The organism is Streptomyces olivaceus, from assembly GCF_000721235.1.
Lineage (GTDB): Bacteria > Actinomycetota > Actinomycetes > Streptomycetales > Streptomycetaceae > Streptomyces > Streptomyces olivaceus.
The window spans coordinates 81,574-94,150 of record NZ_JOFH01000022.1; the positions used below are offsets into that span (position 1 = coordinate 81,574).

Here is a 12,577-nt window from a genome sequence, read left to right on the forward strand (position 1 = left end):
CGAGCCGGCCGGCCGTGCCGCCGTTCAGCGGCGGCTCTCAGCGGCGGCTTCCAGTGGCGGCGTTCCTCGACCCGCGAGCCCTCCCCAACATGCCTACCGGTCGGTATGCTCACCGTCAGAGAGCGCCACCGCCGCCTTCCGGGAGGACCCGTGTCCCGCACCGCCCTGCGAATCTGCCCCTTGTGCGAGGCCACCTGCGGCCTGACCCTCACCGTCGACGGCACCGCGGTCACCGCCGCCCGCGGCGACCGCGACGACGTCTTCAGCCGCGGCTTCATCTGCCCCAAGGGCGCCTCCTTCGGCGCCGTCGACTCCGACCCCGACCGGCTGCGCACGCCCCTGGTGCGCCGGGACGGCCAACTGCGCGAGGCCACCTGGGAGGAGGCCTTCGACGCGGTCGCCGCCGGTGTCCGCCCCGTCGTCGAGCGGTACGGGCCGCACGCCGTCGGCGTCGTCCTCGGCAACCCCAACGTCCACACCGTGGCCGGCGCCCTCTACCCGCCCCTCCTGCTCGGCGCCCTCGGCACCCGCAGCCTCTTCACCGCGTCCACCGTCGACCAGATGCCCAAGCACGTCTCCAGCGGACTGCTCTTCGGCGACGCGAACGCCATCCCGGTGCCCGACCTCGACCGCACCGACCACCTGCTGCTCATCGGCGCCAACCCCCTGGAGTCCAACGGCAGTCTGTGCACCGCCCCCGACTTCCCCGGCCGGCTCAAGGCGCTCGGGGCCCGCGGCGGCACCCTCACCGTCGTCGACCCGCGCCGCACCCGCACCGCGAAACTCGCCGACCGGCACGTGGCGATCCGCCCCGGCACCGACGCGCTGCTGCTCGCCGCGATGGTCCATGTGCTGTACGAGGAGGACCTGGTCGACCTCGGCGGCCTCGCCCCGCACGTCACGGGCACCGACGACGTCGAGGCCGCCGTCGCCGGCTTCACCCCCGAGTCCGTCGCCGCCGCCTGCGACGTGGACGCCGGCGTGATCCGCGCCCTGGCCCGCGAGCTCGCCGCCGCCCGCACCGCCGCCGTCTACGGCCGCATCGGCAGCTGCACCGTCCCGCACGGCACCCTCGCCAGCTGGCTCGTGGACGTCCTCAACATCCTCACCGGCAACCTCGACCGTCCGGGCGGCGCCCTCTTCCCGCAGGCCGCCACCGACCGCACCCCGCGCCCCGCCGGGCCCGGCCGCGGATTCGCGCTCGGCCGCTGGCACTCCCGGGTGAGCGCCCACCCCGAGGCCAAGGGCGAACTGCCCCTGTCCGCGCTCGCCGAGGAGATCGACACCGCCACCGGCACCGGCGAACCCGTCCGCGCGCTGCTCGCGCTCGCCGCCAACCCCGTCCTGTCCGCGCCCGACGGCGACCGGCTCGACAAGGCGCTGGGCTCGCTCGACTTCATGGTGAGCGTCGACCCGTACCTCAACGAGACCTCGCGCCACGCCCACGTCGTCCTCCCGCCGCCCCCGCCCGCGCAGAGCCCGCACCACGACTTCGCCTTCAACACCCTCGCCGTGCGCAACCAGGTCCGCTACACCCGCCCCGCCGTCCCGCCGGAGCCCGGCAGGATGGCCGAGACGGAGATCCTCGCCCGGCTGACCCTGGCCGTCGCCGGCCGGCACGGCGCCGACCCGGCCGCCGTCGACACCATGGTGATCGAGCAGACCCTCGGCAAGGCCGTACGGGAGCCGCACTCACCCGTGCACGGCCGCGACCCGGGCGAGCTGGCCGCCCTGCTCACCGGCGAGAACGGCCCCGAGCGGCGGCTCGACCTGATGCTGCGCCTGGGCCCCTACGGCGACGGCTTCGGCGTACGACCGGACGGCCTGACCCTCCAGCGCCTCCTCGCCCACCCGCACGGCATCGACCTCGGCCCGCTGCGTCCGCGCCTGCCGCAGCCGCTGAGGACCCGCAGCGGCAAGGTGGAGCTGCTGCCGGAGCCCATCGCCGCCGACCTGCCCCGACTCGCGCGGGCCCGCGACGAGCGCCCCGCCGGGCTCGTCCTCGTCGGCCGCCGCCACCTGCGGTCCAACAACAGCTGGATGCACAACATCCCCGCCCTCACCGGCGGCTCCAACCGCTGCACCCTGCATGTCCACCCCGACGACGCCGACCGCCTCGGCCTGCGTGACGCCCGGCCCGTGCGCGTGAAGGGACCCGGGGGAGAGGTGACCGTCCCCGCCGAGGTCACCGACACCGTCCGGCCCGGCGTGGTCAGCCTCCCGCACGGCTGGGGCCACGACCGCCCCGGCACCCGCACGCGGCACGCCGCCACCGATCCCGGCGTCAACGTCAACCAGCTCCTCGACGGCAGCGCGCTCGACCCGCTCTCGGGCAACGCGGTCCTCAACGGCGTACCCGTCGAGCTGACGCCACTGACCGGCGCACAGCTGTGACTCCCGCACTCCCGAGGCTGTGACCTGGAGTTCTGCGCTTATTGCTCGCATGTCAACGTCTTGTTAACGCGACTTCGAGGCACCTAACGTCGCTCGCACCGCCTGCCCCGGTGGAATGTTCAAGGGCGAACGTTAGGTACTCACTCATGCTGACCCTCCTCGGCTTCGCCATGATCGCGACCTTCCTGGTCCTGATCATGATGAAGAAGATGTCGCCGATCGCGGCGCTCGTGCTGATCCCCGCGCTGTTCTGCGTGTTCGTCGGCAAGGGCGCCCACCTCGGCGACTACGTCATCGACGGCGTGTCCAGCCTCGCCCCCACCGCGGCGATGCTCATGTTCGCGATCGTCTACTTCGGAGTGATGATCGACGTCGGGCTCTTCGACCCGATCGTCCGGGCCATCCTGAAGTTCTGCAAGGCAGACCCGATGCGCATCGTCGTCGGTACGGCACTGCTCGCCGCGATCGTCTCCCTGGACGGCGACGGCTCCACCACCTTCATGATCACGGTCTCGGCCATGTACCCGCTGTACAAGCGGCTGAAGATGAGCCTGGTCGTGATGACCGGCGTCGCCGCGATGGCCAACGGCGTGATGAACACGCTGCCCTGGGGCGGCCCCACCGCCCGCGCCGCCACCGCGCTGAAGGTCGACGCCACTGACATCTTCGTCCCGATGATCCCGGCCCTGGCCGTCGGTCTGCTCGCGGTCGTCGTGCTGGCGTACGTGCTCGGTCTGCGCGAGCGCAGGCGGCTGGGCACGCTGTCGCTGGACAAGGCGCCGGCGCGGGAGCCGGAGCCGGAGACCGAGACGGTGCTGGTCGGTGCCGGTGCCGGTGCCGGTGCCGGTGCGGGTGCCGGTGCGGGCGCTCGTGCGGGCGGGGGCGGTGCCGGTGCCGCGCACGGCGGTCCGGGCGGCGGCGCGGGCGACACCGGCGAGGCCGCAGAGGAGGAGTTCCAGGGACTCGACCCGAACCGGCCCACCCTGCGCCCCAGGCTGTACTGGTTCAACGCGCTGCTCACGGTCGCCCTGCTCACCTCCATGATCATGGAGCTGCTGCCGATCCCGGTGCTCTTCCTGCTCGGCGCCGCGCTCGCGCTCACCGTGAACTTCCCGCACATCCCCGACCAGAAGGCCCGCATCGCCGCCCACGCCGACAACGTGCTCAACGTCTCCGGCATGGTCTTCGCCGCGGCCGTCTTCACGGGCGTCCTGACCGGCACCGGCATGGTCGACCACATGGCCAACTGGCTCGTGGACACGATCCCCGAGGGCATGGGCCCGCACATGGGCCTCGTGACCGGCCTGCTGAGCCTGCCGCTCACGTACTTCATGTCGAACGACGGTTTCTACTTCGGCGTCCTGCCGGTGCTCGCCGAGGCCGGGCAGGCGCACGGCGTGTCGACGCTGGAGATCGCCCGCGCCTCGATCGTCGGGCAGCCGCTGCACATGTCCAGCCCGCTGGTCCCGGCCGTCTACGTCCTGGTCGGCATGGCCAAGGTCGAGTTCGGCGACCACACGCGGTTCGTCGTGAAGTGGGCGGTCCTGGTGAGCCTGGTGGTGCTCGCGTCGGGCATCCTGTTCGGCATCGTCTGATCATCGGACCGGTTATCGCCCACCGCGCGGGAGCCGGACACCCAGGAAGGACACGATCATGGCGCCCGGTGGGAACCGCGGCTGGCTGCTCCGCCTCGTCATCGCCTTCGGCTTCGCGCAGGGGGCGGTGTCGATGGCCCGGCCCGCCGTCTCCTACCGGGCCCTCGCACTGGGCGCCGACGAGCGGGCGGTCGGCGTCATCGCCGGCGTGTACGCCCTGCTGCCGCTGTTCGCCGCCGTACCGCTGGGCCGCCGCACCGACCACGGCCGCTGCGCGCCCCTGCTGCCCGTGGGTGTGGTGCTCATCGCGGGCGGTTGCGCGCTGAGCGGGGCCGCGGGGTCGCTGTGGACGATGGCGCTGTGGAGCGGCGTCATGGGCCTCGGACACCTCTGCTTCGTCATCGGCGCCCAGTCACTGGTGGCCCGACAGTCCGCGCCGCACGAACAGGACCGCAACTTCGGCCACTTCACCATCGGCGCCTCGCTCGGCCAGCTCGTCGGCCCCATCGCGGCGGGCGCGCTGATCGGGGGCCCCGACATGGCGGGCAGCAGTGCGCTCGCCCTGGTCGTGGCGGGCGCGGGGGCGGCCGTCGCCTTCACGTCCCTGTGGCGCATAGAGCACCCGCGCGCCGCCGGGTCCCGCAGGGAGCCGGGGCCGCGCGTCCCCGTGGGCGGCATCCTGCGGGCCCGCGGCGTACCCGCGGGCATCCTGATCAGCCTCTCCGTGCTGTCCGCGACCGACATCCTCACCGCCTACCTGCCGGTGGTCGGCGAGCACCGGGGCATCTCCCCGGCCGTGATCGGCGTACTGCTGAGCCTGCGCGCGGCGGCCACCATCGCCTGCCGGCTGGTGCTGACGCCCCTGCTGCGGCTGCTGGGCCGCACGGCGCTGCTGACGGCCACGTGTCTGCTGGCCGCCCTGCTGTGCGCCGGGGTCGCGCTGCCGGTGCCGGTGTGGGCGCTCGGGTTGATGCTGGTCGCCCTCGGTTTCTGCCTCGGTGTCGGCCAGCCGCTGTCCATGACGACGGTCGTCCAGGCGGCCCCCGACGAGGCGCGCTCCACGGCTCTCGCCCTGCGCCTGACCGGCAACCGCCTCGGCCAGGTCGCCGCGCCCGCCGCCGCCGGCCTGATCGCGGGCGTCGCGGGCGTGGCCGCACCCTTCGTGATGCTGGGGGCGCTCCTCCTGTGCTCGTCGGGCATCGCCCTGCGGGCCCCCGCGGTGGACGCGGCCGTTCCGCGGCGCGCGGCCGTCGGGCAGGATGGCCCGGACGCGGCCGGGGAACGCCGGTCGTGCCGGGAAGCGAAGGGCTGAGCATGCTCCTGATCATTCTGTACGTGGTCCTCGTCCTCGTCGTCGGCGGCTGTGCCTGCGTCGTGTGGGCCGCCCGCGGCGGCCCGGCCTGGGCCCGGGGGATCGCCACAGCGACGTTGGCGGCGGGCGAGCTGGTGCGCGCGCGCCCCCGCGGCGGCCGGAACAGCGGCGGCGGCACCACCATGGGCGACGGCTCGGACGGCTGAGGCTCCGCGCGGGGCGCGCCCCCGAGAACCTCCCCTCCCGGCGGGGTGAACCGTGCCACCCTCGGCGGAGCCCCTGGTGCCGTAAAACTATCGGCGCTAGTTTGGGGTTCGGACGACGAGGCCTGCCCGGAGGGAACGCGATGAAGGCACACGACGGCATGTACATCGACGGAGCCTGGCGGCCCGCCGACGGCCGGGACCCGATCGAGGTGGTGAACCCGGCCGACGGCCAGGTCATCGGCCGCGTCCCCGCCGGCAACGCCCTGGACGTCGACACCGCCGTACGGGCCGCCCGCGCCGCCCTGCCCGGCTGGGCCGCCACTCCGCCCGCCGAGCGCGCCGCCCGCCTGGCCGCCCTGCGGGACGTGCTGGTGGCCCGCAAGGACGAGGTCGCCGAGACGGTCACCGCCGAGCTGGGCTCCCCGCTGAAGTTCTCGCAGGCCGTGCACGCCGCCGCACCGATCGCGGTGGCCGGCTCCTACGCCGAGCTGGCGGCCACGTACGCCTTCGAGGAGAAGGTGGGCAACTCCGTCGTCCACCACGAGCCGGTCGGCGTCGTCGGGGCCATCACCCCCTGGAACTACCCGCTCCACCAGATCGTCGCCAAGGCCGCCCCGGCGCTCGCGGCCGGCTGCACCCTGGTGCTCAAGCCCGCCGAGGACACCCCGCTCACCGCCCAGCTCTTCGCCGAGGCCGTGCACGAGGCGGGCGTCCCGGCCGGTGTCTTCAACCTGGTCACCGGCCTCGGCCCGGTCGCGGGGCAGGCACTCGCCGAGCACCCCGGCATCGACCTGGTCTCCTTCACCGGCTCCACCGCCGTCGGCCGCCGGATCGGCGCCGCCGCGGGCGCGGCCGTCAAGCGGGTCGCCCTCGAACTCGGCGGCAAGTCCGCCAACGTCATCCTCCCGAGCGCAGACCTGGCCAGGGCCGTGAACGTCGGCGTCGCCAACGTCATGTCCAACTCCGGTCAGACGTGCAGCGCCTGGACCCGCATGCTCGTCCACCGCGACCAGTACGACGAGGCGGTGGAACTGGCCGCCGGGGCCGCCGCGAAGTACGGCGACCGGATTGGGCCGCTCGTCAACGCCAAGCAGCAGGAGCGGGTGCGCGGTTACATCGAGAAGGGCGTCGCCGAGGGCGCCCGCCTCGTCGCCGGCGGACCCGAAGCCCCGCGCGAGCAGGGGTACTTCGTCAGCCCGACAGTCTTCGCCGAGGTGACGGACGAGATGACCGTCGCCCAGGAGGAGATCTTCGGCCCGGTCCTCTCCATCCTCCGCTACGAGGACGAGGAGGACGCCCTGCGCATCGCCAACGGCACGGTCTACGGCCTCGCGGGCGCCGTCTGGGCCGGCGACGAGGCGGAGGCGGTCGCCTTCGCGCGCCGGATGGACACCGGGCAGGTCGACATCAACGGCGGCCGGTTCAACCCGCTGGCCCCCTTCGGCGGTTACAAGCAGTCGGGCGTCGGCCGCGAACTGGGCGCGCACGGCCTCACGGAGTACCTGCAGACCAAGTCCCTCCAGTTCTAGCCCGCTTCGTTTCCAGACCAGGTCCAGCCCAAGTCCAGCCCACCGGTCCAGTCCACAGGTCCAGCCCACAGGGGAGCCGTCCACGCCATGGCCGTCCGTACCGAAGTCCGCGCCGCTGTCGTCCCCGCCGTCGGCGCCCCGCTGGAGGTCACCGGGATCGAGCTGCCCGAGCCCGGCCCCGGCCGGGTCCGGGTGCGGCTCGCCGCCGCCGGGGTCTGCCACTCCGACCTGTCCCTGTCCAACGGCACCATGCGCGTGCCGCTCCCCGCCGTCCTCGGCCACGAGGGCGCCGGCACCGTCGTCGCCGTCGGCGAGGACGTCACCCACGTCGCGCCCGGCGACGGCGTCGTCCTCAACTGGGCCCCGTCCTGCGGCGCCTGCCACGCCTGCTCGCTCGGCGAGGTCTGGCTGTGCGCCAACGCGCTCGCCGGCGCCGCCGACGTGCACGCCCGCCGCGCAGCCGACGGCGCCGACCTGTACCCCGGCCTGAACGTCGCCGCGTTCGCCGAGGAGACGGTGGTGGCCGCGGGCTGCGTCCTGCCCGCCCCCGAGGGCATCCCCCTCACCGAGGCGGCACTCCTCGGCTGCGCCGTCCTCACCGGCTACGGCGCCGTCCACCACTCGGCGCGGGTCCGCGAGGGCGAGACGGTCGCGGTCTTCGGCGTCGGGGGAGTGGGCCTCGCCGCCCTCCAGGCCGCCCGGATCGCGGGCGCCTCGAAGATCGTCGCCGTGGACGTCTCGCCGGAGAAGGAGGAGCTGGCCCGCGCGGCCGGCGCCACCGACTACGTCCTCGCCTCCGACACCACCGCCCGCGAGATCCGCGCCCTCACCGGCAAGCAGGGCGTGGACGTCGCCGTGGAGTGCGTCGGCCGCGCGGTCACCATCCGCACCGCCTGGGAGTCCACCCGGCGCGGCGGACGGACCACGGTCGTCGGCATCGGCGGCAAGGACCAGCAGGTCACCTTCAACGCCCTGGAGCTCTTCCACTGGGGCCGCACCCTCTCGGGCTGCGTCTACGGCAACGCCGACCCGTCCCGCGACCTCCCGGTCCTGGCCGACCACGTCCGCGCGGGCCGCCTCGGCCTCGCCGCCCTGGTGACGGAACGCATCGGCCTGGACGGCATCCCGGCCGCCTTCGAGAACATGCTGGCGGGCAAGGGCGGCCGGGCGCTGGTGGTGTTCTGACGGCGGCGGTCAGACCTCGGCCGCGTACGGAAGGAAACCGGCGCACCCGAGGCCGGTCACCGTACGTACGTCCCCTCAGTCGCGCAGCGCCGCCGCCTCGATGCCCAGCAGCCCGGACAGCGCGCGCTCACCCGTCGCCGTGACCTTCACCGCCCGTCCTGAGCCGATCCGCACGCACCACCCGGTGTCCAGGGCGTGCCGGCACAGGGCCGCGCCCGCGACGCCCGCGAGATGGGGGCGCCGTTCGGTCCAGTCGAGGCAGGCCCGGGCCAGCGGGCGCCGACCGGTCGGCCGCAGGGTGATCCCGGCGGCCTCGAACCAGCCGAGGCCCGCGTCGGTGAGTGCGAAGCCGGTGTCCTGGCGGAGCAGCCCGCGGCCGGTCAGCGCGTCGGTGAGCGCGATGCCGAGCCGCCCGGCGAGATGGTCGTAGCAGGTGCGCCCGCGGGCCAGCGCGGACCCGGCGCTCGCCGCCCGCAGCGTACGCGGGCGGCGCCCCACCGCCTCCGGCGCGACCTGCGCGGCCAGGTCCTCCACCAGCTGCGCCACCCGCTCGTCGGCCAGCCGCACGTACCGGTGGCGCCCCTGCCGCTCCTGGGCCAGCAGCCCGCCCGCGACCAGCTTGCCCAGGTGCTCGCTCGCCGTCGACGCGGCGACCCCCGCGTGCCGGGCCAGCTCACCGGCGGTCCACGCCCGCCCGTCGAGCAGCGCCAGCAGACACGCGGCGCGGGTCTCGTCCGCGATCAGTGCGGCCAGCCGGGCGAGGCCGGGCGCCTCGGCGTCCTTCTCGGTCATGCCTCCCAGGATGCGTCACGCACGGTTCGGCGGCCGCCGAAGTGTCCTCGTACGCCCGGCGTGCTCACGGCTCCTGCCGCACCTGCTCGTACTGCAGCGCCAGCCCGTCGAGGAGGGCCGTCAGCCCGGTCCCGAAGGCCCGCTCGTCGATCTTCTCCTGCTGTTCGGCCAGGCGGTGGGCCTGCTGGAGGTGCGGGTAGTCAACGGGGTCGTAGGCGTCCGGTTCGTCCACGAAGCCCCCGGCGAAGGAGCCGAGCGCGGAGCCCATGACGAAGTAGCGCACCAGTGCGCCGATGGACGTGGCCTGGGCGGGGGGCCAGCCGGCCGCGACCATCGCGCCGTAGACCGCGTCCGCGAGGTGCAGGGCGGCCGGGCGGCGGCCGGGGCCGTGGGCCAGGACCGGGACGATGTTGGGATGGTCGCGCAGGGCCGCCCGGTAGGAGACGGCCCAGTCGTGCAGTGCGGTCCGCCACTCGCGCCCGTCCTCGAACATCGACAGGTCGACCTGCGCGCTCACCGAGTCGGCGACGGCCTCCAGGATCTCGTCCTTGGTGCGGAAGTGGTTGTAGAGCGAGGGCCCGCTCACCCCCAGCTCCGCGGCGAGCCGGCGCGTGGAGACGGCCGCGAGGCCCTCCGCGTCCACCAGGGCGCGGGCCGCCTCGACGATCCGGTCGGTGCTGAGCAGGGGCTTGCGCGGTCGGGCCATGGCGCACATAGTAGGGCTGCGGCATTTAACTAGCAGTGCTAATTTACAGGCGCCGTCCGGTGCGTCCGGTGATCCGCTGTTCAAGGTCTGTCTTCTGTGGGGTGACTCGGCATGAATCTGGAGCTCAGCGAGGAGCAGGGCGCCGTACGGCAGCTCGCGCGGGACTTCGTGGCGCGCGAGATCGCCCCGCACGTCGTCGCCTGGGACCGGGCCGAGGAGGTGGACCGGTCGATCGTGAAGAAACTCGGCGAAGTCGGCTTCCTCGGGCTCACCGTCGACGAGGAGTACGGCGGTTCCGGGGGCGACCACCTCGCGTACTGCCTGGTCACCGAGGAGCTGGGGCGCGGTGACAGCTCCGTGCGCGGGATCGTCTCCGTCTCCCTCGGCCTGGTCGCCAAGACCGTCGCCGCCTGGGGGAGCGAGGAGCAGAAGCGCCGCTGGCTGCCCGGCCTCACCTCCGGCGCGTACCTCGGCTGCTTCGGCCTGACCGAGCCCGGCACCGGGTCCGACGCGGGCAACCTCGCCACCCGCGCGGTGCGCGACGGCGACGACTACGTCGTCAACGGCACCAAGATGTTCATCACCAACGGCACCTGGGCCGACGTCGTCCTGCTCTTCGCCCGCTCCACCGACGCCCCCGGCCACCGGGGCGTCTCCGCCTTCCTGGTGCCCACCGACACCCCCGGCCTCACCCGCCGCACCGTCCACGGCAAGCTGGGGCTGCGCGGCCAGGCCACCGCCGAACTGGTCCTGGAGGACGTCCGCGTGCCCGCCTCCGCGATGCTCGCCCCCGAGGGCAAGGGCTTCTCGGTCGCCATGTCGGCCCTCGCCAAGGGGCGCATGTCGGTCGCGGCCGGCTGCGTCGGCATAGCCCAGGCCGCGCTGGACGCGGCCGTGAAGTACGCGGGCGAGCGCGAGCAGTTCGGCAAGACCATCGCCCACCACCAGCTGGTCCAGGAGCTGATCAGCGACATCGCCCTCGACGTGGACGCCGCCCGGCTGCTGACCTGGCGGGTCGCCGACCTGATCGACCGCGGGCAGCCCTTCACCGTCGAGTCCTCCAAGGCCAAGCTCTTCGCCTCGGAAGCGGCCGTGCGCGCGGCCAACAACGCCCTCCAGGTCTTCGGCGGCTACGGCTACATCGACGAGTACCCGGCGGGCAAGCTGCTGCGCGACGCCCGCGTGATGACCCTCTACGAGGGCACCAGCCAGATCCAGAAGCTGGTCATCGGCCGCGCGCTGACCGGGGTTTCGGCCTTCTGAGCGCAGGAGGCCCGAGCGGGCCCTCTGAGTAGCCGTACTGAGTACGCGGGCGGATGTGGCCCGGACCACAACCGCCGATCCTTGTCCCCATGAGTGAGACAGCGGTCAAGCAGCAGAACACGGCGGCCTTCTACGGTCAGGCCGTCGCGTCGTTCGGGGTGGCGATGGCCGCCACCGCGATCGGCATCTACCAGCTGGAGGCCGACCCCTGGGTGCGCGCCTTCCTCGCCATCGCCGTCCTGTACCTGGTCACCTCGGCCTTCACGCTGGCCAAGATCATCCGGGACCGCCAGGAGGTCGGCCAGATAGTGAGCCGGGTCGACCAGGCGCGGCTGGACAAGATCCTCGTCGAGCACGACCCCTTCCAGAAGCCGGGCGGCGCCCCCGCGGGACAGCGTCCCTAAGCGCTCGCTCAGTTTCCCCGGTATGGTGGTGCCCCTGTCACCGAGAGGGGCGAACAAGCGATGAGTACGGCGGCCGAGACGGCGGGCGGCGACACCGAGCCGTGGGACGAGGTCACGCCCGACGCGGCCAGGCGGCTCCTGGTCGCCGCCGTGGAGGCCTTCGCCGAGCGCGGGTACCACGCGACCACGACCCGCGACATCGCCGGCCGGGCCGGCATGAGCCCGGCCGCGCTCTACATCCACTACAAGACCAAGGAAGAGCTGCTCCACCGCATCAGCCGCATCGGTCACGAACGGGCCCTCGCCATCCTGCGGACCGCGGCCGAGAGCGAGGGCAGCGCCGCGCAGCGGCTGGCCGACGCCGTCGGCTCCTTCGTGCGCTGGCACGCGGGCCGGCGCACCACCGCGCGTGTCGTCCAGTACGAACTGGACGCGCTCGGCCCCGAGGCGCGCGACGAGATCCTCGCCCTGCGCCGCCGGGTCGACGCCGAGGTGCGCGGCATCGTCGAGGACGGAGTGGCGTCCGGCGAGTTCGACGTGCCGGACGCCAAGGGCACCACGCTCGCCATCCTGTCGCTCTGCATCGACGTGGCCCGCTGGTTCAACGTGAACGGCCCCCGGACCCCCGACGAGATCGGCGCGCTCTACGCCGACCTCGTGCTGCGGATGGTGGGGGCCGGGGCCTCCGGCGCCGCGTGGGAGCGGTCCGGCACCGCTCAGACGTAGTAGCGCGAGACGGACTCGGCGACGCACACCGGCTTGTCGCCGCCCTCGCGCTCCACGGTGAAGGCGACGCTCACCTGGATGCCTCCCTTGACATCCTCGACGCCGGTGATCGTCGCCGTGGCGCGCACCCGCGAGCCGACCGGGACGGGGGAGGGGAAACGAACCTTGTTGGTGCCGTAGTTGACGCCCATCGTCACGCCCTCGACCCGGAGCAGTTGCGGCCCGAACAGCGGGAGGAGCGACAGGGTCAGGTAGCCGTGCGCGATCGTGGTGCGGAACGGCCCCTCGGCGGCCCGCTCCGGATCCACGTGGATCCACTGGTGGTCGCCGGTCGCCTCGGCGAACAGGTCGATGCGCTTCTGGTCGACCTCCAGCCAGTCGGTGTACCCCAGCTGCTCTCCCACGGCCGCCTTCACCTCGTCGGCGGACGCGAAGATCCTCGGCTCTGCCATGCTGTCCCGGCCT

The 12,577-nt window shown here is 73.6% G+C and carries 12 protein-coding genes; 9 read left to right on the plus strand and 3 right to left on the minus strand.

Translation table 11 applies throughout. The annotated features are described in order from the left end of the window. Nucleotides 1–150: 150 nt before the first annotated feature. From IG94_RS0124210 to IG94_RS0124235, 6 genes are all read left to right on the plus strand, one after another. The gene (locus IG94_RS0124210; protein WP_031040915.1) at nt 151–2,394 is read left to right on the plus strand and encodes a molybdopterin oxidoreductase family protein; all 2,244 of its coding nucleotides are present in this window, start codon (nt 151–153) and stop codon (nt 2,392–2,394) included. A gap of 146 nt (nt 2,395–2,540) precedes the next feature. After that, on the plus strand, nt 2,541–3,989 hold the full coding sequence (locus tag IG94_RS0124215; RefSeq protein ID WP_031040918.1) for a CitMHS family transporter: 1,449 nt from the start codon (nt 2,541–2,543) through the stop codon (nt 3,987–3,989). Nucleotides 3,990–4,047: 58 nt separating this feature from the next. Continuing rightward, the gene (locus IG94_RS0124220) at nt 4,048–5,301 is read left to right on the plus strand and encodes an MFS transporter (protein ID WP_031040921.1); all 1,254 of its coding nucleotides are present in this window, start codon (nt 4,048–4,050) and stop codon (nt 5,299–5,301) included. A 2-nt stretch (nt 5,302–5,303) separates the two neighbouring features. Further along, nucleotides 5,304–5,507, plus strand: coding sequence for a hypothetical protein (locus tag IG94_RS0124225; RefSeq protein ID WP_031040925.1), 204 nt, complete (start codon nt 5,304–5,306; stop codon nt 5,505–5,507). A 140-nt stretch (nt 5,508–5,647) separates the two neighbouring features. Beyond that, nucleotides 5,648–7,036 carry an aldehyde dehydrogenase family protein gene (locus tag IG94_RS0124230; protein ID WP_031040928.1) on the plus strand — a complete coding sequence of 463 codons (1,389 nt, stop codon included), beginning with the start codon at nt 5,648–5,650 and terminating at the stop codon, nt 7,034–7,036. A gap of 87 nt (nt 7,037–7,123) precedes the next feature. Beyond that, on the plus strand, nt 7,124–8,221 hold the full coding sequence (locus tag IG94_RS0124235; RefSeq protein ID WP_031040930.1) for a Zn-dependent alcohol dehydrogenase: 1,098 nt from the start codon (nt 7,124–7,126) through the stop codon (nt 8,219–8,221). A gap of 75 nt (nt 8,222–8,296) precedes the next feature. Here IG94_RS0124235 and IG94_RS0124240 read toward each other — a convergent pair whose 3' ends face one another. Both IG94_RS0124240 and IG94_RS0124245 read right to left on the minus strand, forming a co-directional pair. After that, nucleotides 8,297–9,013 (minus strand): ArsR/SmtB family transcription factor, encoded by a 717-nt coding sequence (locus IG94_RS0124240; protein WP_031040934.1) that lies wholly within the window; start codon nt 9,011–9,013, stop codon nt 8,297–8,299. A gap of 64 nt (nt 9,014–9,077) precedes the next feature. After that, entirely contained in the window at nt 9,078–9,719 is a 642-nt protein-coding gene (locus IG94_RS0124245) for a TetR/AcrR family transcriptional regulator (protein ID WP_031040936.1), read from the minus strand. Between the two features lie 111 nt (nt 9,720–9,830). On the opposite strand from IG94_RS0124245, the gene IG94_RS0124250 reads away from it, so the two are divergent. From IG94_RS0124250 to IG94_RS0124260, 3 genes are all read left to right on the plus strand, one after another. Further along, nucleotides 9,831–10,982 (plus strand): acyl-CoA dehydrogenase family protein, encoded by a 1,152-nt coding sequence (locus tag IG94_RS0124250; protein WP_031040942.1) that lies wholly within the window; start codon nt 9,831–9,833, stop codon nt 10,980–10,982. An 89-nt stretch (nt 10,983–11,071) separates the two neighbouring features. After that, nucleotides 11,072–11,386, plus strand: coding sequence for a YiaA/YiaB family inner membrane protein (locus IG94_RS0124255; protein WP_031040945.1), 315 nt, complete (start codon nt 11,072–11,074; stop codon nt 11,384–11,386). A 60-nt stretch (nt 11,387–11,446) separates the two neighbouring features. Continuing rightward, complete coding sequence (locus IG94_RS0124260; protein ID WP_031040948.1) at nt 11,447–12,112, plus strand: TetR/AcrR family transcriptional regulator; 666 nt, start codon at nt 11,447–11,449, stop codon at nt 12,110–12,112. On the opposite strand, the gene IG94_RS0124265 is transcribed toward IG94_RS0124260, so the two are convergent. Continuing rightward, a complete protein-coding gene (locus IG94_RS0124265; protein WP_031040951.1) occupies nt 12,103–12,564 on the minus strand; it encodes a MaoC family dehydratase in 462 nt (153 codons plus the stop codon). The two genes, IG94_RS0124260 and IG94_RS0124265, sit on opposite strands and share 10 nt — an antisense overlap. Between the last annotated feature and the right edge of the window lie 13 nt (nt 12,565–12,577).

What these genes read in the sequence shown, in the direction of transcription:
- IG94_RS0124235 (WP_031040930.1), top strand. Translation starts at nt 7,124, where the DNA reads ATGGCCGTCCGTACCGAAGTCCGCGCCGCTGTCGTCCCCGCCGTCGGC.
- IG94_RS0124255 (WP_031040945.1), top strand. Translation starts at nt 11,072, where the DNA reads ATGAGTGAGACAGCGGTCAAGCAGCAGAACACGGCGGCCTTCTACGGT.
- IG94_RS0124240 (WP_031040934.1), bottom strand. Translation starts at nt 9,013, where the DNA reads ATGACCGAGAAGGACGCCGAGGCGCCCGGCCTCGCCCGGCTGGCCGCA.
- IG94_RS0124245 (WP_031040936.1), bottom strand. Translation starts at nt 9,719, where the DNA reads ATGGCCCGACCGCGCAAGCCCCTGCTCAGCACCGACCGGATCGTCGAG.
- IG94_RS0124220 (WP_031040921.1), top strand. Translation starts at nt 4,048, where the DNA reads ATGGCGCCCGGTGGGAACCGCGGCTGGCTGCTCCGCCTCGTCATCGCC.
- IG94_RS0124225 (WP_031040925.1), top strand. Translation starts at nt 5,304, where the DNA reads ATGCTCCTGATCATTCTGTACGTGGTCCTCGTCCTCGTCGTCGGCGGC.
- IG94_RS0124230 (WP_031040928.1), top strand. Translation starts at nt 5,648, where the DNA reads ATGAAGGCACACGACGGCATGTACATCGACGGAGCCTGGCGGCCCGCC.
- IG94_RS0124265 (WP_031040951.1), bottom strand. Translation starts at nt 12,564, where the DNA reads ATGGCAGAGCCGAGGATCTTCGCGTCCGCCGACGAGGTGAAGGCGGCC.
- IG94_RS0124215 (WP_031040918.1), top strand. Translation starts at nt 2,541, where the DNA reads ATGCTGACCCTCCTCGGCTTCGCCATGATCGCGACCTTCCTGGTCCTG.
- IG94_RS0124250 (WP_031040942.1), top strand. Translation starts at nt 9,831, where the DNA reads ATGAATCTGGAGCTCAGCGAGGAGCAGGGCGCCGTACGGCAGCTCGCG.
- IG94_RS0124260 (WP_031040948.1), top strand. Translation starts at nt 11,447, where the DNA reads ATGAGTACGGCGGCCGAGACGGCGGGCGGCGACACCGAGCCGTGGGAC.